The sequence below is a fragment of the Yoonia sp. TsM2_T14_4 genome (genome assembly GCF_049602355.1).
Taxonomy (GTDB): Bacteria; Pseudomonadota; Alphaproteobacteria; order Rhodobacterales; family Rhodobacteraceae; genus Yoonia; species Yoonia vestfoldensis_A.
In genome coordinates this window covers 634,295-653,887 of sequence record NZ_CP187137.1, presented here as the reverse complement: position 1 = coordinate 653,887, position 19,593 = coordinate 634,295, and the positions used below count along the sequence as shown (strand labels likewise).

20 protein-coding genes are annotated in these 19,593 nt (G+C 61.4%); 9 read left to right on the top strand and 11 right to left on the bottom strand.

Going from position 1 to position 19,593, the window contains the following annotated elements; translation table 11 throughout:
• Nucleotides 1-22: 22 nt before the first annotated feature.
• Nucleotides 23-811: an adenosylcobinamide-GDP ribazoletransferase gene (locus ACPF9B_RS03110; protein WP_424179173.1), complete on the top strand. Its 789-nt coding sequence runs from the start codon at nucleotides 23-25 to the stop codon at nucleotides 809-811.
• On the opposite strand, the gene ACPF9B_RS03105 is transcribed toward ACPF9B_RS03110, so the two are convergent.
• The 7 genes from ACPF9B_RS03105 to rpiA all read right to left on the bottom strand — a co-directional run bounded on the left by ACPF9B_RS03105 (nucleotide 808) and on the right by rpiA (nucleotide 8,057).
• Complete coding sequence (locus ACPF9B_RS03105) at nucleotides 808-1,536, bottom strand: FG-GAP repeat domain-containing protein (RefSeq protein WP_424179171.1); 729 nt, start codon at nucleotides 1,534-1,536, stop codon at nucleotides 808-810. The genes ACPF9B_RS03110 and ACPF9B_RS03105 overlap by 4 nt on opposite strands.
• Nucleotides 1,536-1,859, bottom strand: a complete 324-nt coding sequence (locus ACPF9B_RS03100) for a 2Fe-2S iron-sulfur cluster-binding protein (protein ID WP_007205441.1) — start codon at nucleotides 1,857-1,859, stop codon at nucleotides 1,536-1,538. Before ACPF9B_RS03100 ends, ACPF9B_RS03105 begins: the two co-directional genes overlap by 1 nt.
• A gap of 135 nt (nucleotides 1,860-1,994) precedes the next feature.
• Nucleotides 1,995-3,422 (bottom strand): Do family serine endopeptidase, encoded by a 1,428-nt coding sequence (locus tag ACPF9B_RS03095; RefSeq protein WP_424179169.1) that lies wholly within the window; start codon nucleotides 3,420-3,422, stop codon nucleotides 1,995-1,997.
• Nucleotides 3,423-3,626: 204 nt separating this feature from the next.
• Complete coding sequence (gene hflC, locus ACPF9B_RS03090) at nucleotides 3,627-4,580, bottom strand: protease modulator HflC (protein ID WP_424179167.1); 954 nt, start codon at nucleotides 4,578-4,580, stop codon at nucleotides 3,627-3,629.
• Nucleotides 4,580-5,728: an FtsH protease activity modulator HflK gene (hflK, locus tag ACPF9B_RS03085; protein WP_007205444.1), complete on the bottom strand. Its 1,149-nt coding sequence runs from the start codon at nucleotides 5,726-5,728 to the stop codon at nucleotides 4,580-4,582. Before hflK ends, hflC begins: the two co-directional genes overlap by 1 nt.
• A 76-nt stretch (nucleotides 5,729-5,804) precedes the next feature.
• A complete protein-coding gene (locus ACPF9B_RS03080; protein WP_424179164.1) occupies nucleotides 5,805-7,241 on the bottom strand; it encodes an FAD-dependent oxidoreductase in 1,437 nt (478 codons plus the stop codon).
• A 27-nt stretch (nucleotides 7,242-7,268) separates the two neighbouring features.
• Nucleotides 7,269-8,057 (bottom strand): ribose-5-phosphate isomerase RpiA, encoded by a 789-nt coding sequence (rpiA, locus tag ACPF9B_RS03075; RefSeq protein ID WP_424179162.1) that lies wholly within the window; start codon nucleotides 8,055-8,057, stop codon nucleotides 7,269-7,271.
• A 163-nt stretch (nucleotides 8,058-8,220) separates the two neighbouring features.
• On the opposite strand from rpiA, the gene ACPF9B_RS03070 reads away from it, so the two are divergent.
• The gene (locus ACPF9B_RS03070) at nucleotides 8,221-9,594 is read left to right on the top strand and encodes an L-serine ammonia-lyase (protein WP_007205447.1); all 1,374 of its coding nucleotides are present in this window, start codon (nucleotides 8,221-8,223) and stop codon (nucleotides 9,592-9,594) included.
• A gap of 94 nt (nucleotides 9,595-9,688) precedes the next feature.
• Here ACPF9B_RS03070 and ACPF9B_RS03065 read toward each other — a convergent pair whose 3' ends face one another.
• Nucleotides 9,689-10,357 (bottom strand): thiamine diphosphokinase, encoded by a 669-nt coding sequence (locus tag ACPF9B_RS03065; RefSeq protein ID WP_424179160.1) that lies wholly within the window; start codon nucleotides 10,355-10,357, stop codon nucleotides 9,689-9,691.
• A 135-nt stretch (nucleotides 10,358-10,492) separates the two neighbouring features.
• On the opposite strand from ACPF9B_RS03065, the gene ACPF9B_RS03060 reads away from it, so the two are divergent.
• Nucleotides 10,493-11,884, top strand: coding sequence for a hypothetical protein (locus tag ACPF9B_RS03060; RefSeq protein ID WP_424179158.1), 1,392 nt, complete (start codon nucleotides 10,493-10,495; stop codon nucleotides 11,882-11,884).
• Between the two features lie 33 nt (nucleotides 11,885-11,917).
• Here the strand turns inward: ACPF9B_RS03060 and ACPF9B_RS03055 are convergent, their stop codons facing one another.
• Together ACPF9B_RS03055 and ACPF9B_RS03050 are read right to left on the bottom strand one after the other, a co-directional pair.
• Complete coding sequence (locus tag ACPF9B_RS03055) at nucleotides 11,918-12,139, bottom strand: DUF2842 domain-containing protein (RefSeq protein WP_007205450.1); 222 nt, start codon at nucleotides 12,137-12,139, stop codon at nucleotides 11,918-11,920.
• A 5-nt stretch (nucleotides 12,140-12,144) separates the two neighbouring features.
• On the bottom strand, nucleotides 12,145-13,437 hold the full coding sequence (locus ACPF9B_RS03050) for an adenylosuccinate synthase (RefSeq protein ID WP_007205451.1): 1,293 nt from the start codon (nucleotides 13,435-13,437) through the stop codon (nucleotides 12,145-12,147).
• Nucleotides 13,438-13,620: 183 nt separating this feature from the next.
• On the opposite strand from ACPF9B_RS03050, the gene secG reads away from it, so the two are divergent.
• Nucleotides 13,621-13,974, top strand: coding sequence for a preprotein translocase subunit SecG (gene secG / locus ACPF9B_RS03045; protein ID WP_007205452.1), 354 nt, complete (start codon nucleotides 13,621-13,623; stop codon nucleotides 13,972-13,974).
• Nucleotides 13,975-14,132: 158 nt separating this feature from the next.
• Complete coding sequence (locus tag ACPF9B_RS03040; protein WP_424179155.1) at nucleotides 14,133-15,776, top strand: CTP synthase; 1,644 nt, start codon at nucleotides 14,133-14,135, stop codon at nucleotides 15,774-15,776.
• Between the two features lie 52 nt (nucleotides 15,777-15,828).
• Here the strand turns inward: ACPF9B_RS03040 and ACPF9B_RS03035 are convergent, their stop codons facing one another.
• Nucleotides 15,829-16,566 carry a MipA/OmpV family protein gene (locus tag ACPF9B_RS03035; protein WP_007205454.1) on the bottom strand — a complete coding sequence of 246 codons (738 nt, stop codon included), beginning with the start codon at nucleotides 16,564-16,566 and terminating at the stop codon, nucleotides 15,829-15,831.
• A gap of 118 nt (nucleotides 16,567-16,684) precedes the next feature.
• On the opposite strand from ACPF9B_RS03035, the gene ACPF9B_RS03030 reads away from it, so the two are divergent.
• The 4 genes from ACPF9B_RS03030 (at nucleotide 16,685) to ACPF9B_RS03015 (ending at nucleotide 19,577) form a co-directional block, all read left to right on the top strand.
• The gene (locus tag ACPF9B_RS03030) at nucleotides 16,685-17,473 is read left to right on the top strand and encodes a 23S rRNA (adenine(2030)-N(6))-methyltransferase RlmJ (protein WP_424179152.1); all 789 of its coding nucleotides are present in this window, start codon (nucleotides 16,685-16,687) and stop codon (nucleotides 17,471-17,473) included.
• Nucleotides 17,474-17,510: 37 nt separating this feature from the next.
• On the top strand, nucleotides 17,511-17,948 hold the full coding sequence (locus ACPF9B_RS03025; protein WP_424179150.1) for a TerB family tellurite resistance protein: 438 nt from the start codon (nucleotides 17,511-17,513) through the stop codon (nucleotides 17,946-17,948).
• Nucleotides 17,945-18,688, top strand: coding sequence for a phosphate/phosphite/phosphonate ABC transporter substrate-binding protein (locus ACPF9B_RS03020; protein ID WP_424179148.1), 744 nt, complete (start codon nucleotides 17,945-17,947; stop codon nucleotides 18,686-18,688). The genes ACPF9B_RS03025 and ACPF9B_RS03020 overlap by 4 nt, the downstream gene beginning before the upstream one ends.
• Nucleotides 18,689-18,803: 115 nt before the next feature.
• Nucleotides 18,804-19,577: an ABC transporter ATP-binding protein gene (locus ACPF9B_RS03015; RefSeq protein ID WP_007205458.1), complete on the top strand. Its 774-nt coding sequence runs from the start codon at nucleotides 18,804-18,806 to the stop codon at nucleotides 19,575-19,577.
• Nucleotides 19,578-19,593: the final 16 nt, after the last annotated feature.

Sequence of the window (19,593 nt, the reverse complement as noted above, 5' to 3'; positions counted from 1 at the left end):
CTGTCTAACGATCACGTCACAGATGAAAAGAGCCGCAAGGGGCAAACAATTGACCAATCCCGACAATCGCCTTTTTGCCGCCATCGACCTGCCTGCCGCATTGGGCCTTTTGACGCGGCTGCCGGTGCCGGTGGATGGTGCGGCAGCGACCGCGCGGGGCGCTGCGGCGGTCTGGGCCTATCCACTGGCGGGCATGATCGTGGGTGGGATGCAGGCGCTGGCGATGGCGGTGCTGCTCTGGCTCGGCGTACCGGCTGCGATCACGGCGGCGCTGGTGCTGGCGCTGGCGGTCAGCGTGACGGGTGCGATGCACGAGGATGGTCTGGCCGACAGCGTCGATGGTCTATGGGGCGGCTGGGACAAGGCGCGCCGGCTGGCGATTATGAAGGACAGCCATATCGGCACCTATGGCGTGATAGCGCTGGTCCTGACGCTGGTACTGCGCTGGACAGCGCTGGGCATGATCGCGGACGCGGGGGGCTTTGCGCTGGTGCTGGTCACCGTCGCAACACTCAGCCGTGCGGCGATGGTGGGCGTTATGGCCACCCTGCCCCATGCCCGCGATGGCGGGCTGAGCCGCGCCGTCGGGCGACCTGCACCGCGTGTGGCTTGGGTCGCTATCGGGATCGGCGCGGGGCTGGCATTGGTGACGGGGTATCTGGGGCTGGTGATTGTGGCGGCAACCGTTGCCGTGCTCTGGGCGATGATCGCGCGGGCCAAGATCGGCGGACAGACAGGTGATATTCTGGGTGGTGCGCAGCAATTCGTCGAGGTCGCCTTGCTGATCGCAGTCGTCTCGGCGCTGGATTAATCCGGCAGCAGGCCACAACGCAGCGCTATGGCGAAACTATCGGCGCCATCATGCCGCCCGATGTCCGTCTGCTGCAGGCGCCCATCGTGTAACCGCGTGGCGATGATCCGTGACCAATCGGCATTCGCGGTGATGATGTCAGGCCCTTGCCCGCAATCGCGGATACCACCGGCAATGTCGGTCTGTCCGATCCGGTGATTGGTCAGCCCGGCGGAACGGGCGATTTCGCGCAAGGACCACGCATCACCCGCCTGACTGATCCGCACCACGACCAGTTCGCGTGCCAGATGCGGGCGGTCGATATAGGCGATTTCGATCGCGCCGTCGCCGTCCAGATCGGCAGCACCCGCCACGGCCAGCCAACGAAACCGCGTGCCAATATGGGGCGCCGCGACAAGCGGCTGCAACGCACCGTCGCGCAGCCCCCAGACCGCCAGTTGCGCGCCAAACGTCTCGTGGCTTTGCACCACGATCACCTCTGCCGCGCCATCGCCGTTCAGATCAACCACGCGGGGGCTGGTATCTTCGAAAACCATCGGCGCGGGCCAGCGCGTAGCCAGTTGCCTGCCATCCGCCAATGTCACCTCGAGCGTGTCGTGTTCACTGGGCGCGCCAAGCACGCCATGCGGATAGCGGTCGGTCGGGCCGGTCAGCCGCGCATCCGTGATCGTCTGTGCCTGCGCCAAGGCCGGAAAAACCGCCAAGGCCAGCAGGCACAGCCGCATTAGATCTGCTTTTCAGGCATCTGCACCCGCAGACCGTCCAGCGCATCGCTCACCTTGAGCTGGCAGGTCAGGCGCGATTTGACCGGGTCGGGCTGATAGGCGAAATCGAGCATGTCGTCTTCCATCGCGTCTTTGGCGGGCAGTTTGGCCACCCAAGCGTCATCGACATAGACATGGCAGGTCGAACAGGCACAGGCGCCGCCGCAATCAGCCTCGATCCCCGGAATACCGTTGTCGCGTGCGCCTTCCATGACTGTCAGGCCATTGGCCACATCGACCACATGTTCCTTGCCGCCATGTTCGACATAAGTGATTTTCGCCATTGTCTTGGGTCCTTTGTAGAATTGATGCGTCGCGCTATTCCTAAATGACCCATTGGGCCGGTGCCAGCGCAAATCCGCCACATGGACAAAGGGCGGCCCATCAGGACCGCCCTTTGCCGCAAGCGGTAAGGCCGGTTATTCCTGATCCAGCACCAGCGCCACGAAACGTGGATCGCCCCCGCGCCGGACCAGCATCAGGATCGACGTGCGCCCTGCTTCGGTCGCAAGGTCGATCTGTGCGCGCAGCTCGTCCATCGTGCCGACCGGCTGGCGCGAGGCTTCGGTGATCACATCACCTTCGATCAACCCCTTGGAGGCGGCATCCGAGTCAGGTGCAATGGCGGTGATGACAAGACCCTGATCGACGTTCAGCGAAAATTGTTCCACCAGTTCAGGGCTGACAGGTTCCAGCGTCAGACCCAGCAAAGTGTCGGGTTCGGCGGCAGGCGCCTCTGGTGCGGCGGCGGGAAACGCCACGGCCTCAGATGTTTCGCGCCGGCCAAGCACCACAATCAGCTGTTCCGTTTCGCCATCGCGCAGCACCTGCACGGGGACTTCTTTGCCCACGGGCGAATTGCCGACGATGCGTACCAGTTCACGGGTATCCGCGATTTCGACCCCGTCAAAGATCAAGATAACGTCGCCCGACAGCATGCCGGATTCTTCTGCGGGTCCGGCAGGAACATCCGTCACCAGCGCGCCGCGCGCATTGTCCAGCCCGTCGATCGCCGACACCATGTCAGGTGTCACATCCTGAATCCGCACACCCAACCAACCACGGCGGGTTTCGCCGAATTCGATCAGCTGATCGACGACATTCACCACAACGTCGGACGACATGGCAAAACCGATCCCGATAGACCCGCCCGTGGGCGACAGGATCGCCGTGTTCACGCCGATGACCTGACCGTCCATGTTGAACAATGGACCACCCGAATTGCCACGGTTGATCGCCGCATCGGTCTGGATGTAATCGTCATAGGTGCCAGACAGCGCGCGATTGCGCGCAGACACGATCCCGACAGAAACCGAAAAGCCCTGCCCCAGCGGGTTGCCCATCGCCATCACCCAGTCACCGACGCGCGCGCCTTCGGCATTGCTGTCGCCAAAGGCCACGAACGGCAGGTCGGTTGCGTCTACTTTCAGCACGGCGATATCGGTGTTGGGGTCGGTGCCGATCAATTCGGCCGGCAATTCGACACCGGAATAGAATTCGATCAGGATCTCATCCGCGCCTTCGATAACGTGGTTATTGGTGACGATGAACCCATCGGGCGAAATCACAAAACCTGATCCCAAGGCAGATGACCGCTGCGGCCCACCGCGGGGGCCGTTGTTGAAGAAATCCTCGAAAGGGGATCCTTCGGGCACGACACCGCGCGGCATGGTGCGTTCGGCGATCGTCGTGCTGGTCGTGATATTCACCACCGATGGGCTGACCAGTTCGGCCAGATCGGCAAAGCTGGGCGGACGGTCCTGCGCAAAGGCGGCCACGGCCTGCATGACAAGGAACGACACTGCCAGCAGGATCGCGCTGGCGCCTGCGATCAGCATGCGGCGCATCTGGGAAAGGTCTTTTTGGATAGCGACTGCCTTGGCGTTCACGGATCATCTCCTCAAGGATGGGCGGGACCATTGTCCTGCGATAATTCTAAAAATAAGTTAGCGCATCAGTCAGGCAGTACAATCCCCCTCACCTGCAAGTGATCCAATGCAAAAGGCCGGCCACAAGGGCCGGCCTTTGCGATGCTGCACGGGTGCCGCGGATCAGCGCAGGGCTGCTTCATCCTCGACCGGTGGCAGGCTCTGCACGGCTGCCCCCGTGTCGCCATTATCGGTAGAGCGCAGCGAATCCGCTCCTTGGGCCGAGCGTAGGTAGTTGAAGAACTCGCTTTCCGGCGACATCACCATCATCGTGTTCCCACCCTGCAAGGCCCGCTGATAGGCGGTCATCGACCGGTAGAATTCAAAGAATTCCGGGTCAGCGCCAAAGGCCGTTGCAAAGATTTCGTTGCGCAACGCATCGGCTTCACCCTGAATGACCTGGGCTTCGCGTTCGGCTTCGGACACCAGTTCGATCACGGTCCGGTCGGCCTGCGCTTGAATACGCTGGGCGGCTTCACGGCCACGGGCGATTTCATCGGCAGCTTCGCGTTCGCGTTCGGCCTTCATACGCTCGTAGGTGGCGTTGAGGTTGGCCTCGGGCAGGTCGGTCCGTTTCAGGCGCACGTCCAGCACCTGAAGCCCCAAGGCTTGCGCTTGCGTGATCGCACCGTTGCGGATGCGCAGCATCAATGCAGCCCGGTCGATCGACAAGATGTCATTTGACGACACCGAACCCAGGACTTCGCGGGTTTCAGCGCGCAGGATACTGTCCAGACGCTGCGACGCCGCCGCAAGCCCACCGACACCGACAGCGCGGCGGAATTGTTCCACATCCGCGATACGGAACCGTGCAAAGGCATCTACGACCAGACGACGATCATCCGCAGGCGTGACTTCGATCGGGTCCAGATCGCGGCTCAGGATCCGGTCGTCGTATTTCACGACTTCTTGAATCAGCGGGATCTTGAAACCAAGACCGGGTTCTTCCTTGACGCTGACAATCTGGCCGAACTGGAGGACCAGCGCCTTTTCGCGTTCGTCCACGATGAACACCGACGACATTGCGACGCCGATGATGACCACCAATGCGGGAATGAGAAGTGCTGTTTTCCGCATCAGTTGTTACCTCCTGTCGCAGCGGGCGTGCGCCGCATTTCGTTCAGCGGCAGATAAGGCACGACGCCTTGGCTGCCGGCAGCGTTTTCATCCATCATGATGATATCGACATCGCTCAGAACACCTTCGAGTGTTTCCAGATAGATCCGCTTGCGCGTCACATCGGGCGCCTGAACATATTCCGCCAGAATGGCCGAGAACCGGCTGGCTTCACCCAAAGCTTCGTTCACGACACGGGCGCGGTACCCTTCGGCCTGTTCCAGAACCTGTGCCGACTGACCGCGCGCTTCGGCGACGACGCGGTTGGCATAGGCGTCAGCCACGTTCTGCAGACGGTCGCGTTCCTGACGGGCATCCTGCACCTGTCGGAATGCGGCGATCACCGGCTCGGGTGGGTCGGCCTTGTCAAAGTTGACGCGGATCACGTTCACGCCTGAATCAAAACTATCGAGCGACGCTTGAATGGCTTCGCGCAGGCTGTCTGCAATCGCGCCACGGTCACGGTTCAGAATTGGCGCCAGTTCGGATTGCGAAATGATTTCGCGCATCGCAGATTCCGACACCGCCGCAATCGTCTGGGGCGGATCAGTCAGACTGAACAGGTAAAGCTGCGGATCAATGATGTTCCACACGATCTGGAAATCAATGTCGACGATGTTTTCGTCGCCAGTCAGCATCAGGCCGGGATCACGGCGGGTGGCACTTGCGCCCACGTCAATCGTCCGCTCTGTCGACACAGCCAGCACCTCGCGGGTGACAACGGGCCAAGGCGCAAAGTTCAAGCCAGGTTCACCCGTCTTGTAATAGCTGCCCAGGAACAATTCGACAGACCGTTCTTCGGGCCGGACCGTATAGAAAGAGGCAAAAAGCCACAGCGCCACGAGCGCCAGAATACCAAGCCCCACGGTGCCGCGTGTCAGTTGCGGTCCTTGACCGCCACTTTCGCCGCCTGGCCCACGCGATCCGCCACGGCCGCCGCCCATCAGGACGCGCAGCTGTTCGCGGCCCTTGTTCACCAATTCATCAATTTCGGGGATGTTGGGACCGTCATTGCCGGGCCTGCGCCCACCGCCACGATTGCGGTCGTCGTCGCCGTTCCCGCCCTTGTTGCCGCCACCGCCCCACGGGCCTCCAGAATTTCCTGCCATCGTTTCCCTATTCTTCCTTTCAACTCGCCCCGCGCGCGGGGTTCTTGTTCGACATGTGTGTCCTGACGGCGCAAATTCAAGCGCGGCGGACAGGGTCCTTCATGGTGACCAGTTCTTCGGCCATGGTCGGATGAACCGCGACCGTGCGGTCAAAGTCCTCTTTTGTGGCACCCATCTTGATCGCAATCGCGGCCAGCTGGATCATTTCGCCCGCGTGATCTGCGACGATATGACAGCCCAGCACCTTACGGGTGGCGCAGCTGACGACCAGCTTCATCATGACACGGTCCGTGCGCCCCGCAAAGGCATGGTTCATCGGCTTGAACGAGGTGCAATAAATCTCGACCGGTTCGATGTCGCGGGCTGCTTCTTCGGTCAGGCCGATGGTGCCCATTTCGGGTTGGGTAAAGATCGCCGAAGGGATCAGATCGTGATCCGGCTTCGTCGGATTGCCCTTGAACACGGTTTCGACGAAAGCCATGGCTTCGCGGATCGCCACTGGCGTCAGCTGCACGCGGTCGGTCACGTCACCGATCGCATAGATCGACGGCACGCCGGTCTGGCTGTAGTCATCGACCATGATTTCGCCGCGCCGCCCGATCTGCACGCCGGCCGCTGCCAGCCCGATATTTTCGGTATTGGGCGCGCGGCCGGTGGCGAACATGACCTGATCAAAAATCGCCTCCTGACCATTGGTGGCCTTGACCCAGATCCCCTTGGCCGGTTCGCCGGACGGCGCCGAGACGGGCTTGCCCTGTTCGATAGGCGCGGACATGCCGTTGTCTTGCAGGTCGTCGGCGGTGGCGGCGCGCATTTCGACGATATTGGTGCCCAGATGCAGGTTCACGCCTTTTTCGCGCATCCCTTCGGCGACCAGACCGCGGGCTTCGTCGTCAAAGCCACGCAGGATCTGCGCACCGCGATAGAATTGCGTCACCTTCACGCCCAGCCCGTTCAGGATGCCCGCAAATTCCGACGCGATATAGCCGCCGCCGACGATCAGGATCGATTTTGGCAATTCATCGAGCAGGAAAATATCGTTCGAGGTGATCCCCAACCCGGCCCCCGGAATGTCGGGGACAACAGGGCGGCCGCCGGTGGCGATCAGGATATGTTTTGCCGTCACTGTCCGGCCGGTGGACAAAACCACGGTATGCGCATCGGTGACACTGGCGCGCGCATCGCAGATTTCAACGCCGGAATTGTCCAGCAGCTTGCGATAGATCCCTTCAAGCCGGTCAAGTTCCTTGTGCAGATGGCTACGGAAACGCGGCCAGTCGAACGGGCCATCGGTCACATCCCAGCCATAGGCGCGGGCGTCGTCGAACATTTCGGAATAGCCGGATGCAAAGACCATCAGCTTTTTGGGCACGCAGCCGCGGATGACACAGGTGCCGCCCATGCGGAATTCCTCGGCCAGCGCCACTTTGGCACCGGTGGCCGCCGCCACACGCGCAGCCCGCACCCCGCCCGAGCCGCCGCCGATGACGAAAAGATCATAGTCAAAGTTCATATCTGGTCCTTGGGTCGGTGCAGGCGATTATTTCGCAAGGTCTGCGAACAGATTGTCATCGTCCTGCAGATCGAATTGCACAACATCATTTATGTCGTTGGTGATGTCACGGATTTCAACCTTGCCAGTGCCGTGGCCCACGATCACGACATCACAAATGTCGATAAACAAACCGTTTTCCACCACACCGGGGATCTGGTTCAGCATCATCGCCAGTTGGCGCGGATTGCCGATGCTTTTGAGATGCAGATCAAGGATGAAATTGCCTTCATCCGTGACATAGGGCGCATCGCCCTGCATCCGCTGGATCACGTCACGACCCAGCACATCGACACCGACCAGCAGCTCCTCGATCAAACCGCGCGTGATCTGCATCCCGAAGGGCAGCACCTCGACCGGCAAGGGAAAGGCCCCCAGCGTCGCCACCGTCTTGGAGGCATCGGCGATCACGATCATCCGGTCGCTGGCGGTCGCCACGATCTTTTCGCGCAGATGCGCGCCACCGCCGCCTTTGATCAGGTTCAGATTGGCGTCATATTCATCGGTCCCGTCGATCGTCAGGTCGAGCCATTTGGCCTGATCCAGTGTAATGATCTCGATCCCCGCAGCGCGCGCCAATTCGGCAGTGCGGTTGGATGTCGGCACGCCCTTGATCTGCAATCCGTGATCGCGCACCATCTCGCCGAGACATTGCACCAGCCATGCTGCGGTAGAGCCGGTCCCCAGACCCACCTTCATGCCCGATTGCACATAATGTGTCGCCTGTTTGGCGGCAACGAATTTGGCCGTATCCATGGGGGACAAGTCGATGGTCATGCGCAGCTCTCCGATTTTGTTGCGCTGCTTATAGGCAGTTTGCCCACAAGGTGCGAGACCACAAATGCCGCACTGACGCAACCCGCAGGGCGGCTGTCGCTTTTGAGGGATGGCCTGCACGGCAAAGCAGGTAGCAAGATCAGGCACCAGTAAGGACGCACCCATGTTCCTGTCCGTCTTCGATATGTTCAAGGTCGGTATCGGCCCGTCATCATCCCATACAATCGGCCCGATGGTTGCCGCGGCACGGTTTCTGGACCATCTGCGCGCCTTGCCGTTCAGCGTCGCGGGGCTACGCGCATCCTTGCATGGATCGCTGGCTTTTACCGGCATCGGCCATGCGACGGATCGCGCGGTGATCCTTGGGCTGGCGGGCATGCGCGCGGATGATTACGACGCAACCCGGGCCGAGGCCGAGCTTGCCCGCATCAAGGCCGACCGCACCATCGCGCCCGACGGTCTGGGCCTGCTGCGGTTCGATCCGTCAGCCGATCTGCGGTTCGATTACGGCCCTGCCCTGCCCGGCCATGCCAACGGGTTGGTCCTGTCAGGCACCGATGCTCAAGGCGACGTGATCACGCAGGTGACCTATTATTCCATCGGCGGCGGTTTTGTTCTGACGGCTGATGAACTGGCCGCAGGGCGCGCTGCCGACACCGGCCCCGCCGTCCCCTATCCGTTCCGCACCGCCGCCGAGATGTTGCAGATGGCCAGCGCCAGCGGGCAAAGCATCGCCGCGATGAAACGCGCCAACGAGTTGACGCGTATGTCCGCCGCCGATCTGGACCGGGGGCTGGCGCGGATCTGGCAGGTGATGAATGCCTGTATCGACCGGGGGCTGGCGACAGATGGCATATTGCCCGGCGGGCTGTTCGTGCGCAGACGCGCCAAGGGGATATATACCGCGCTCATGGCCGAACGCGGGCTGAACATGACCGCGCCCCATACGATCAACGATTACATGTCCACCTATGCCATGGCGGTGAACGAGGAAAACGCCGCCGGTGGGCAGGTCGTGACCGCGCCCACCAACGGCGCTGCCGGTGTTGTCCCTGCGACGATCCGGTATTGGCTGGACCATGTGCCGGGGGCAGCGTCATCCCGCGTGGGGGATTTTCTGCTGACGGCAGCGGCAGTGGGCGGGTTGATCAAGACGAATGCCTCGATCTCGGGCGCGGAATGCGGTTGTCAGGCGGAGGTGGGCAGCGCCGCTGCAATGGCCGCCGCAGGGCTGGCCGCCGTGCTGGGCGGCACGCCCGAACAAGTGGAAAATGCCGCCGAAATCGCGCTTGAACACCATCTTGGGATGACCTGCGATCCGGTCAAGGGGCTGGTGCAGGTGCCCTGCATCGAACGCAACGGGCTGGGCGCGATCAAGGCGGTGTCGGCGGCGTCACTGGCGCTGCGCGGCGATGGCCAGCATCTGGTCGCACTTGATGTCGCGATCGAGACGATGCGTCAGACCGGCGCCGACATGTCCGAGAAATACAAGGAAACGGCGCTGGGTGGACTGGCCGTGAATGTCCCCAATTGCTAGGCAATCGGGGAGCGCTCCGCGCGGGGATATTTGGGCTCGGAAGATGATGCGTTTCGTGTTCGGCTGATTGTCTTCGCTTTGCGGTCGCGTGACATCACCCAGCGCGCATGCCGCTTGTTATGGCCGCAGCCAAACAGGCCAGCGGCAGCGTGACCAAAAGCGGCCCTTGCGCGGTGATCTGAACGCCCCCCTCCGCCGCCATGTTGGACGCGCTGTTGCGCCCCACCGGATGCAGCGCCCAATCGGTGAACGGCCAAGCCACGCCCGCCGCCGATGCGCGCACATCCCCCAGCGGCATCAGCGACACGCGCGTGCCTGCGGGCAGGTCCAGCATGCTTTTGCCCTGTGGCGCCAGATAGGACACGTCGTCCGCATCCACCAGAAACACGCGCCTGTCGGGCATCCGCGCCATCACGTTGAGCACCGACAGCGCATGGTCCATCCGTCCGCCGGTAAAGCCCAGCGCGATCACAAAGGGTGCGGTCACGCGGGTCAGCGCCTTTTCAAAATCGGTCGTGTCCTGTTCGGGGATATGCCAAAGGCAATCTGCAAAGGCGGCGCGGGCCTGCGTTGAGACACTGTCCAGATCGCCGATCACCGCGATCGGGGCAATCCCGCCTGCCAGCAGATGATCTGCCCCGCCATCGACGCCGACAAAACCTATGACATAAGGCGAAACTACGGCAAAGACCGCATCTGCCACCGGCGCGCCGCCGACAAGGCAGATCGCGCTGCTGCTGGAAACAATACTTGGATGCATCATGTTATTTGCCCCAATTCACAAACATTCCCCAAAACGGTCACATTATCCGCCTGAATGACGGACCAGTTTAAGCGTGGCAACCTTTCTGCCCGATTCCGTCAGATTGCGGCAGACCAACCACGAAAGACAGCAGCAATGACCGATCAGACACAGATCCTTGATGTGACCTATGGCATGTTCTCCTGCCGCCTTGAAGGTTTCGACGATAGCGTTGCGACGATGAAGCAGATCGTCAGCTATTTCCACGATCTTGCCGGCCATGAGGCGTTTGTGGGCGACGCTCTGCTGGCACCGGACATGGATGAAGTGTCGCGGGTGGCGGGGGTGTCATCGGGCGGCGATATCGAGGCCGCGGTGGCAGGCGGCAAGTTGCGCTTGCGCCTGCGCGACACGCCGGCACAATCGGCCGATGAAGACGCGGCAGATGCAGCATTCGACCAAGAGAGCGTTGCCGCCAAGCTGGACCGGATCCGCAGCGTCGTTGGCCGCGGCCATGTGACTGAAACCACCAATCGCCCCACTGCCGAGCAAGCCGAAGAAGACGGCGTTGCGCCGCAAAGCGGGGTTAACCCGCTGGCCCAACGCCTTGCGGCCCTGGCCAAGCGCAATGCCGAACGCGCCGCGACCCAAGCGGGTGCCCTCCCCCACCTGCAGGACGCGCCCGAAATCATGGATGACGCCAACAGCGCAGATGTTGTCACCGCCTTGCCGTCGGAAAACCAGACATCTGACGAAAGTCTGCATCTGGCCAATCTGGTCGCAGATGACGGGCTTGACCTGCACGCCGAGGTCGCCGAAATCGAACGCGTGATCGAGGATCGCAAGAAGCGGCACGCCTTGTCAGACAACGCCGATGATGCGATCAGCCGGATCCTGTCGCATACCGATGCCGCGCTGAACCAGCCTGAACACCGCCGCCAGCAAGACGCTTTTGCGCAGCTCAAGGCGGCCGTGGCCGCCACCGAGGCCGCACGCCAGCTGGGCGACGATGGCGCCCCCCAGCACCGCCCGAGCGAAGTATACCGCGACGATCTGGATGAATTCGAGACTGTGGAAGACACTGACGATGCGGATATGGTTGCTGATGCCGTCAATCCCAATCCCGACGCGATCAGCGCACCGCGCAGCCCGGCAACCCTGCGCCTTGTCGCGTCCCAGCGCGCGGACATACCCGCCGAACCGGCATCGCAACGCCTGCGCCAGATTGCGGCAAAAGCAACAGATTCGGGGCAGCGCCTGATCAGCTTTGCCGAATTCGCCGCCGATTATGCCGCGACCAGCCTTGAAGACCTGATCGAAGCGGCTGCTGCCTATATCACCTTTTTGCTGGGCGAAGACGATTTCTCGCGGCCACAGGTGATGAAACTGGTTCAAAGCCTGACCCAGACCGAGATTTCACGCGAAGACGGATTGCGCTGTTTCGGGCGACTGTTGCGCCAGAACCGGATTATCAAGTTGGACAATGGCCGTTTTCAGGTGACGGATGGCACAAGGTTCCGCCCCGATGACATGACAGCGCGCGGATGACAAAAGCAAAAGGCGGGGCTGCCCCCGCCTGTTTCATTTATGGTCTGGCGCGTCGGGGTCGGCCTGACCGATCCCCTTGAACACCCATTTCAGCGGGAACACCCAGGCGATCCCCAGCACGACATAGATCAGCAATTCAATCGCAATGGGAAACCGGCTTGCTTCGGACATGATGGTAACGGCCAACACGATATAGGCGGGCAGGCCCACGACCAGCACGAACAGGGACAGGCGTTTGCGGTTCTTGTAGGTCATGATCCTCAATCAGCGAAAGGGTCGGTCACAAGGATCGTATCCTCGCGCTCTGGTGAGGTAGAAACTAGGGCGACGGGGCAATCGATCAACTCTTCGATCCGGCGGACGTATTTGATCGCCTGTGCAGGCAGATCTGCCCAGGACCGCGCGCCCATGGTGGATTGCGACCAACCTTCGATTTCCTCGTAGATCGGGGTGCAGCGCGCCTGTTGATCGGCAGCGGTGGGCAGATAATCCAGCCGTACGCCATCCAGATCATAGCCGACACAGATTTTCAGCACCTCGAACCCGTCCAGCACATCCAGTTTGGTCAGCGCGATACCGTTGATCCCTGATGTGGCACAGGTCTGGCGCAGCAAGCAGGCATCAAACCAGCCGCAGCGGCGTTTGCGCCCTGTCACGGTGCCAAATTCATGGCCGCGCTGGCCAAGGCGTTCGCCATCGGCGTCGTGCAATTCGGTCGGGAACGGCCCTTCGCCGACGCGGGTGGTATAGGCTTTGACAATGCCCAGCACGAAATCAATCGCGCCTGGCCCCATGCCGACGCCTGTCGCCGCCTGCCCTGCGATCACGTTGGATGATGTGACATAGGGATAGGTGCCAAAGTCGATATCGAGCAACGCGCCCTGCGCGCCTTCGAACAAGATACGCTTGCCCGCTTTACGCTGTTCGTTCAGCACCTTCCAGACAGGGGCGGCATAGGCCAGCACCTGCGGCGCGATGGCGCGCAGATCGGCAAGGATTGCCGCGCGGTCGATCGGGTCCAGCCCCAGACCACGGCGTAACGCATCATGATGCGCCAAAGCGCGGTCCAGCCGCAGTTCCAGCGTGGCATCATCGGCCAGATCGGCCACGCGGATCACGCGGCGGCCAACCTTGTCCTCGTAACACGGGCCAATGCCACGGCCCGTTGTGCCGATTTTCGCCATGCCCACATTCGCTTCGCGCGCGCGGTCTAATTCGCCGTGGAAAGGCAGGATCAGCGGGGTATTTTCCGCCACCATCAATGTGTCCGGCGTGATCGTTACACCCTGGTCGCGCAGAATGCCGATTTCCTTGATCAGATGCCAAGGGTCCAGCACGACACCATTGCCGATCACGCTGAGCTTGCCGCCCCGCACAATCCCCGACGGCAACAGTGACAGTTTATAGACCTTGCCATCAATGACCAGCGTATGGCCCGCATTATGCCCGCCCTGAAAGCGCGCGATCACATCGGCCCGCTCGGACAGCCAGTCCACGATCTTGCCTTTGCCTTCATCGCCCCACTGGGCACCGACGACCACCACATTTGCCATAAAACTGTCCTTTGCTGACCCGATGCCCCCTATAGCGATGCGCGCGCAGGCGCGAAACCGGAAAGTTGCGCCCTGCCGGTTGCAGCGCCCGCCCACATCATCGCGCGAAAAGACAACAGGGGTTGCGGGAGGCGCTATCTGCTTTTAGATACGCGCCAGTGCGCAAGCCCTGAAAGGCAAGAAATGGAAAACGTCGTCCTTATCATCCACCTGATCCTGGCGCTCAGCCTGATCGGCACCGTTCTGTTGCAACGGTCCGAAGGCGGTGGGCTGGGTATGGGCGGCGGTGGCGGCACGGCGAACAGCCGCCCCCCTGCATCTGCGATCAGCAAGTTCACATGGATGCTGGCGGCGGCATTCATCGCCACCTCGATCACGCTGACGCTGATTGCGGCGGGCAATACGGCGGGATTGTCGGTTGCGGACCGTGTTGGCGGGATCAACCTGAACCAGAATGATGTGACGGTGCCGGACCTTGGCGATAGCCTGTTGCCTCCCTCTGCTGCCGAAGAGCCTTTGCTGCCTGCGGGCGACTGACCACAACTGATTGCCGATCTGCAACGGTCGGCAACATGATCTTGCGTCACGAGGTTGCGCAGCAGCGCCGAATCCACTATGGGTCAAACCCCGTGATGATGCGATTTTAACGGGTCGCTTTCCCACTTATTTTAGACTTTTCACGGGGGCTGCCGCCTATGGCACGTTATATTTTCATCACCGGTGGCGTTGTGTCTTCTTTGGGCAAGGGGCTGGCCTCTGCGGCCCTTGGGGCCTTGTTGCAGGCACGCGGCTTTTCTGTCCGGCTGCGCAAGCTTGACCCTTACCTGAACGTCGATCCGGGCACGATGTCACCGTTTGAACATGGCGAGGTTTTCGTCACCGATGATGGGGCCGAAACCGATCTGGACCTTGGGCATTACGAACGCTTTACCGGCGTGCCTGCCCGGCAAACGGATTCGGTTAGTTCCGGGCGCATCTATTCCACCGTGTTGGAAAAGGAACGGCGCGGCGATTATCTGGGCAAGACCATTCAGGTCGTCCCGCATGTCACCAACGAGATCAAGGAATTCCTGAAAATCGGCGAAGACGAGGTCGATTTCATGCTGTGCGAAATCGGCGGCACCGTCGGCGATATCGAGGGCCTGCCGTTTTTCGAGGCGATCCGCCAGTTCGCGCATGACAAGAAACGCGGGCAATGCATCTTCATGCATCTGACCCTGCTGCCTTATCTGGCCGCCAGTGGTGAATTGAAAACCAAGCCGACCCAGCACAGCGTCAAGGAATTGCAATCTATCGGGATAGCGCCCGATATCCTTGTCTGCCGGTCGGAACACCCGATCCCAGAAAAAGAACGCGAAAAGATCGCCCTGTTCTGCAACGTGCGCAAAGAGGCGGTTGTTGCAGCCTATGACCTGAAATCGATCTACGAGGCCCCATTGGCCTATCACGAACAGGGGCTGGATCAGGCGGTGCTGGATGCCTTCGATATCTCGCCTGCGCCCGCGCCGAACCTTGCGATGTGGCATGATGTCTATGACCGCATCCACAACCCCGAAGGCCATGTGAAAATAGCCATCGTCGGCAAATATACCCAGCTGGAAGACGCCTATAAATCCATCGCCGAGGCGCTGACCCATGGCGGCATGGCCAACCGGGTGAAGGTCAAGATCGAATGGGTCGATGCGGAACTGTTCGACCGCGAAGATGCCGCCCCCTATCTGGAAGGTTATCACGCCATTCTGGTCCCCGGCGGCTTTGGCGAACGCGGCACCGAGGGCAAGATCAAGGCCGCGCAATTCGCCCGCGAAAAGAAGATCCCCTATCTGGGCATCTGTCTGGGGATGCAGATGGCCGTGATCGAGGCAGCGCGCAATGTCGCGGGACTGGCCAAGGCAGGGTCAGAAGAATTCGACCACGAGGCCGGTGGCAAACGGTTTGAGCCTGTGGTCTATCACCTCAAGGAATGGGTGCAGGGCAACCACACCGTCGCGCGCAAGGCCGACGACGACAAGGGCGGCACCATGCGGCTGGGGGCCTATACCGCCAGCCTCAAGCCCGGATCAAAGGTTGCAGATGTTTATGGCAGCACCACGATCGAGGAACGGCATCGGCACCGCTATGAGGTGGACACCAAATACCGCGAGACGCTGGAAAGCGCGGGCCTGCTGTTTTCGGGCATGTCGCCCGATGGCAAGCTGCCCGAGATCGTGGAATGGCAGGACCACCCCTGGTTCATCGGTGTACAGTTCCACCCCGAGCTAAAATCAAAACCCTTTGCCCCGCACCCGCTGTTCGCCGATTTCGTGCGCGCCGCGGTCGAGATGTCGCGGCTGGTCTGACAACGCTGGTGGGTGGGGCTGAAATATTTGTGACAATATTTCAGCCCCCCTCTTAGAACCCGAAGCTGAAGCGCCGCGTGACCATCAGGCTGACACTGGTCTGATCCTTGCTTTGCACGACGGGGCTGTCGGCGGCGTCGCCCTGCAGCTGGTCATAACGCAGGATGCCAAGCACGCCCCAATCGGGTGTCACCTGATACATGACCTCGGCCGCGATGCCGGCGCTGATCACCCCTGCACCTGCATCATAGGCGTCAAAGGCGCTGGCAGTTGCCTCGGCTGCGGTGACGCCGAAATAGGTTTGCGCGTAATCATCGCTGCCCCATAAGAGGCGCGGGCCACCGCGCAGGGACCACGCGTCGTCAGCCCTGTAGACAAGGTCACCACCGAGCTCGGCCACAAAGGCCGCATGTCCACCAAGGCCGTAACGCAATGCGCTAAACACTTGGTATTGCGGGGCAATAAACGTCACTTCGCCGCCAACCTCTAGCGTCGGATCAATATCGCTCAGACCTGTCAGTGCGGCATGGTCACTAGCCGTCCGCGCCCGGACAAACCGCAGCGACCCACCAAGATCAAGGCTGTAAAGCCCGCTCTCACCCAGCGCGATGTCCCCTGCTAAAGTTTCAGCAAACTTCAACCGTCCAGTTACGCCAGTCTCGTTGCTGTCCGCACCGAAATAGGCCGGGGCAGACCTTGCGCCCAAGCCGATAAAAACGTCCGTGCCGTCATTCGTCTGGGCCAGCCCGGACACCGGGAACCCCAGCGCCAAAATCATCAAACAACGCATAACTTTCCTTTCATCCGTCTGGCGCCACCAAATCGCGTCCGGCGCCCAGAGGCAAGTGACTTGGCACCACGGCCGCACAAGGGTAGGCACGCATCAGCCCAATCAAAGGTTTCAGATCATGCTGTCCTATCAACACGGCTATCATGCCGGCAATCTTGCGGATGTCCATAAACATGCGCTGCTGGCGTGGATGCTGGCCTATCTGACGCAAAAGGACAAACCGCTGTCCTATCTGGAAACCCATGCCGGACGCGGGCTTTATGATCTGACCGATGCCGCAGCCCTCAAGACCGGCGAGGCCGCCAAGGGGATCGCTGTTGCCGCCGACTGGTTTGCGCCAGATCATCCGTACAGGACGGTACTGGGACGTATCCGCGCGACATATGGCGCAAACGCCTATCCGGGGTCACCGCTGGTGGCCGCAGAGATGCTGCGCCCGGTTGACAGCATCCATCTGGCCGAATTGCACCCGCAGGAATATGCAGCGTTGGCCACCAATATGGCCCCCTATGGCGGCGTGTTCCGCCAACGCGACGGGTTCGAGATGGCGCTATCGCTCTGCCCGCCCGATCCGCGCCGGGGGCTGATGCTGGTCGATCCCAGTTTCGAGGTCAAAACGGATTACGACACGATCCCGCCCCTGCTGGCCAAGGTGCATCGCAAATGGGGCGTGGGGGTTCTGGTGCTGTGGTATCCGATCCTGACCGATGGCCCGCACCGCCCGATGCTGCGCGCCCTACAGGAGGCTTTCCCCGATGGATTTCGCCACGAAGTCGGCTTTCCCCCCGCCCGTGAAGGGCACCGGATGACAGGCTCTGGCCTGTTCGTGGTGAACCCGCCTTACGGGTTGCAGGACGAAGGCGCGCGCCTGTCAGCGATGTTCCAACAGCAGCTCATGCAGAATTGATGTTTGTTCCGGCGCGAAAATCCCCTATGTCGGTCATATGTTTGCAGACCTGATCCGGCGCATGACCGCCCCCGCCCCACAGCCCCTGTCCGACCCTGATGCGCGTTTGGCGCTTGGCGCGCTTCTGGTGCGCATCGCGCGCACGGATGGCCGATATGATCCCGCCGAAAAGGCCCAGATCGACCAGACCATGATGTCACGCTACGCCCTGACCGAGGCAGAGGCCGCAACCCTGCGCGCCGATTGCGAGGCCTTGGAATCAGAGGCCCCCGATACCGTCCGTTTCACCCGCGCGATCAAGGAGGCCGTGGCCTATGACCAGCGCCTGTCGGTGATCGAGGCGTTGTGGCGGGTCGTCTTGGCCGACGGCGTACGCGACGAACACGAAGACAGCATGATGCGGATGACCGCGTCGTTGCTGGGCATCACCGATCAGGACAGCAATGCGGCACGGCTTCGCGTCACGCCGTCGTGATCGCCAGCCTGCCGATGTATCTGCGCCCCGCCAACACGGCGGCGCATCATGCCCTTTGGGCCTTGATCCGCGACGGTTTGCGCAACCGCGACCTGCCCGCGCCTGATGCGTTGGACGAAGATATCGACTGTCAAGACAGCTGGGCGCATCCTGATCTGGTGCTAGGCCAGATCTGCAATCTGCCCTATCGCGCGCAGTTCCGTGACCGCGTGACACTGGTTGCAGCGATGGATTACGATCTGCCGGGCTGTGCGCGGGGCTATTACAATTCGGTTTTCATTGTGAACCGCGACAGCCACCTGTCCGATTTGCGCCATTTGCGCGGCAGGCGGATGGCCGCCAGCGCCCTGTTGTCGCAATCAGGCTATGGCGCAGCCCAGCAATGGGCGGCGGATCAGGGGTTTGTGTTTGCCAGCCCTTTGATCACTGGCAGCCATGCCGCCAGCATCAAGGCAGTGGCGACAGGAGCCGCCGATTTTGCCAGTATCGACGCACAGACATGGTGGATGGCGCAGCAGGACGATCCGCTGACCGGACAGGTCAGGGTGATCGGCACCACCCCCGCCAGCCCCTGCATGACGCTGATCACGCGCAAAGAACAAAACCCCGCGCCCTACCTTGCTGCCGTCACTGACGCCATTGCCGCCTTGCCCGAAACACACCGCCAGATGCTGGGGTTGCGCGGCGTTGTGGCGCTGCCGCCTGCGGCCTATGATATCGCTTTGCCGCCCGATCCTTAGGCATCTGCCTCGTGACGTGTGGTAAACCGTTACCAAACCGTTGCAAACGCCGCGAAAAGCGGGCCTAATCGGCGCTGAGTGAAGCAAACGAGCCTGCCAGAAAAGAAGCCTGAGCGTGACCAACAGCGTCCCTGTGATCGAAATTCGTGACCTGCATAAATCCTATGGGTCGCTTGAAGTGTTGAAGGGCGTCGATATCACCGCGCCCGCAGGCCATGTCGTGTCGCTGATCGGATCGTCGGGATCGGGCAAATCCACCTTGCTGCGCTGCGCAAACCTGCTGGAGGACAGCCAGCAAGGCGATGTGATCTTTTGTGGCGAGGCTGTGACCTGGAAAGGCACCGGATTGAACCGCCGTCCGGGCGATCACGCGCAGATGATCCGCATCCGCACCAACCTGTCGATGGTGTTCCAGCAGTTCAATCTCTGGGCGCATATGACGATTCTGCAAAACGTGATGGAAGCGCCCGTCACCGTTCTCAAACGCCCCAAGGCCGAGGTCGAGGGCGCGGCGCGCGCCTATCTGGACAAGGTCGGCATCGGCGACAAATGCGATGCCTATCCCGCGCAGCTGTCAGGTGGCCAGCAGCAACGCGCGGCGATTGCACGCGCGCTTTGCATGGAACCCAAGGCGCTGTTGTTCGACGAACCGACCAGCGCGCTGGACCCCGAACTGGAACAAGAGGTGATCCGCGTGATCAAGGATCTGGCCGCCGAGGGCCGCACCATGATCATCGTCACGCATGACATGCGCCTTGCCGCCGATGTCAGCGACCATGTCGTGTTTCTGCATCAGGGCCGCATCGAAGAACAAGGCGCGCCTGACGCGCTTTTTGCCAATCCGACAACGGAAAGACTGCGCGGATTTCTGTCCGCAACAGTCGCTTAATCATCAACGGGAGAAG

Bases quoted from the DNA above. Each gene is read 5' to 3' on its own strand.
- ACPF9B_RS03110 (WP_424179173.1), top strand. From the start codon at position 23: ATGAAAAGAGCCGCAAGGGGCAAACAATTGACCAATCCCGACAATCGC.
- ACPF9B_RS03105 (WP_424179171.1), bottom strand. From the start codon at position 1,536: ATGCGGCTGTGCCTGCTGGCCTTGGCGGTTTTTCCGGCCTTGGCGCAG.
- ACPF9B_RS03100 (WP_007205441.1), bottom strand. From the start codon at position 1,859: ATGGCGAAAATCACTTATGTCGAACATGGCGGCAAGGAACATGTGGTC.
- ACPF9B_RS03095 (WP_424179169.1), bottom strand. From the start codon at position 3,422: ATGCGCCGCATGCTGATCGCAGGCGCCAGCGCGATCCTGCTGGCAGTG.
- hflC (WP_424179167.1), bottom strand. From the start codon at position 4,580: ATGCGGAAAACAGCACTTCTCATTCCCGCATTGGTGGTCATCATCGGC.
- hflK (WP_007205444.1), bottom strand. From the start codon at position 5,728: ATGGCAGGAAATTCTGGAGGCCCGTGGGGCGGTGGCGGCAACAAGGGC.
- ACPF9B_RS03080 (WP_424179164.1), bottom strand. From the start codon at position 7,241: ATGAACTTTGACTATGATCTTTTCGTCATCGGCGGCGGCTCGGGCGGG.
- rpiA (WP_424179162.1), bottom strand. From the start codon at position 8,057: ATGACCATCGACTTGTCCCCCATGGATACGGCCAAATTCGTTGCCGCC.
- ACPF9B_RS03070 (WP_007205447.1), top strand. From the start codon at position 8,221: ATGTTCCTGTCCGTCTTCGATATGTTCAAGGTCGGTATCGGCCCGTCA.
- ACPF9B_RS03065 (WP_424179160.1), bottom strand. From the start codon at position 10,357: ATGATGCATCCAAGTATTGTTTCCAGCAGCAGCGCGATCTGCCTTGTC.
- ACPF9B_RS03060 (WP_424179158.1), top strand. From the start codon at position 10,493: ATGACCGATCAGACACAGATCCTTGATGTGACCTATGGCATGTTCTCC.
- ACPF9B_RS03055 (WP_007205450.1), bottom strand. From the start codon at position 12,139: ATGACCTACAAGAACCGCAAACGCCTGTCCCTGTTCGTGCTGGTCGTG.
- ACPF9B_RS03050 (WP_007205451.1), bottom strand. From the start codon at position 13,437: ATGGCAAATGTGGTGGTCGTCGGTGCCCAGTGGGGCGATGAAGGCAAA.
- secG (WP_007205452.1), top strand. From the start codon at position 13,621: ATGGAAAACGTCGTCCTTATCATCCACCTGATCCTGGCGCTCAGCCTG.
- ACPF9B_RS03040 (WP_424179155.1), top strand. From the start codon at position 14,133: ATGGCACGTTATATTTTCATCACCGGTGGCGTTGTGTCTTCTTTGGGC.
- ACPF9B_RS03035 (WP_007205454.1), bottom strand. From the start codon at position 16,566: ATGCGTTGTTTGATGATTTTGGCGCTGGGGTTCCCGGTGTCCGGGCTG.
- ACPF9B_RS03030 (WP_424179152.1), top strand. From the start codon at position 16,685: ATGCTGTCCTATCAACACGGCTATCATGCCGGCAATCTTGCGGATGTC.
- ACPF9B_RS03025 (WP_424179150.1), top strand. From the start codon at position 17,511: ATGTTTGCAGACCTGATCCGGCGCATGACCGCCCCCGCCCCACAGCCC.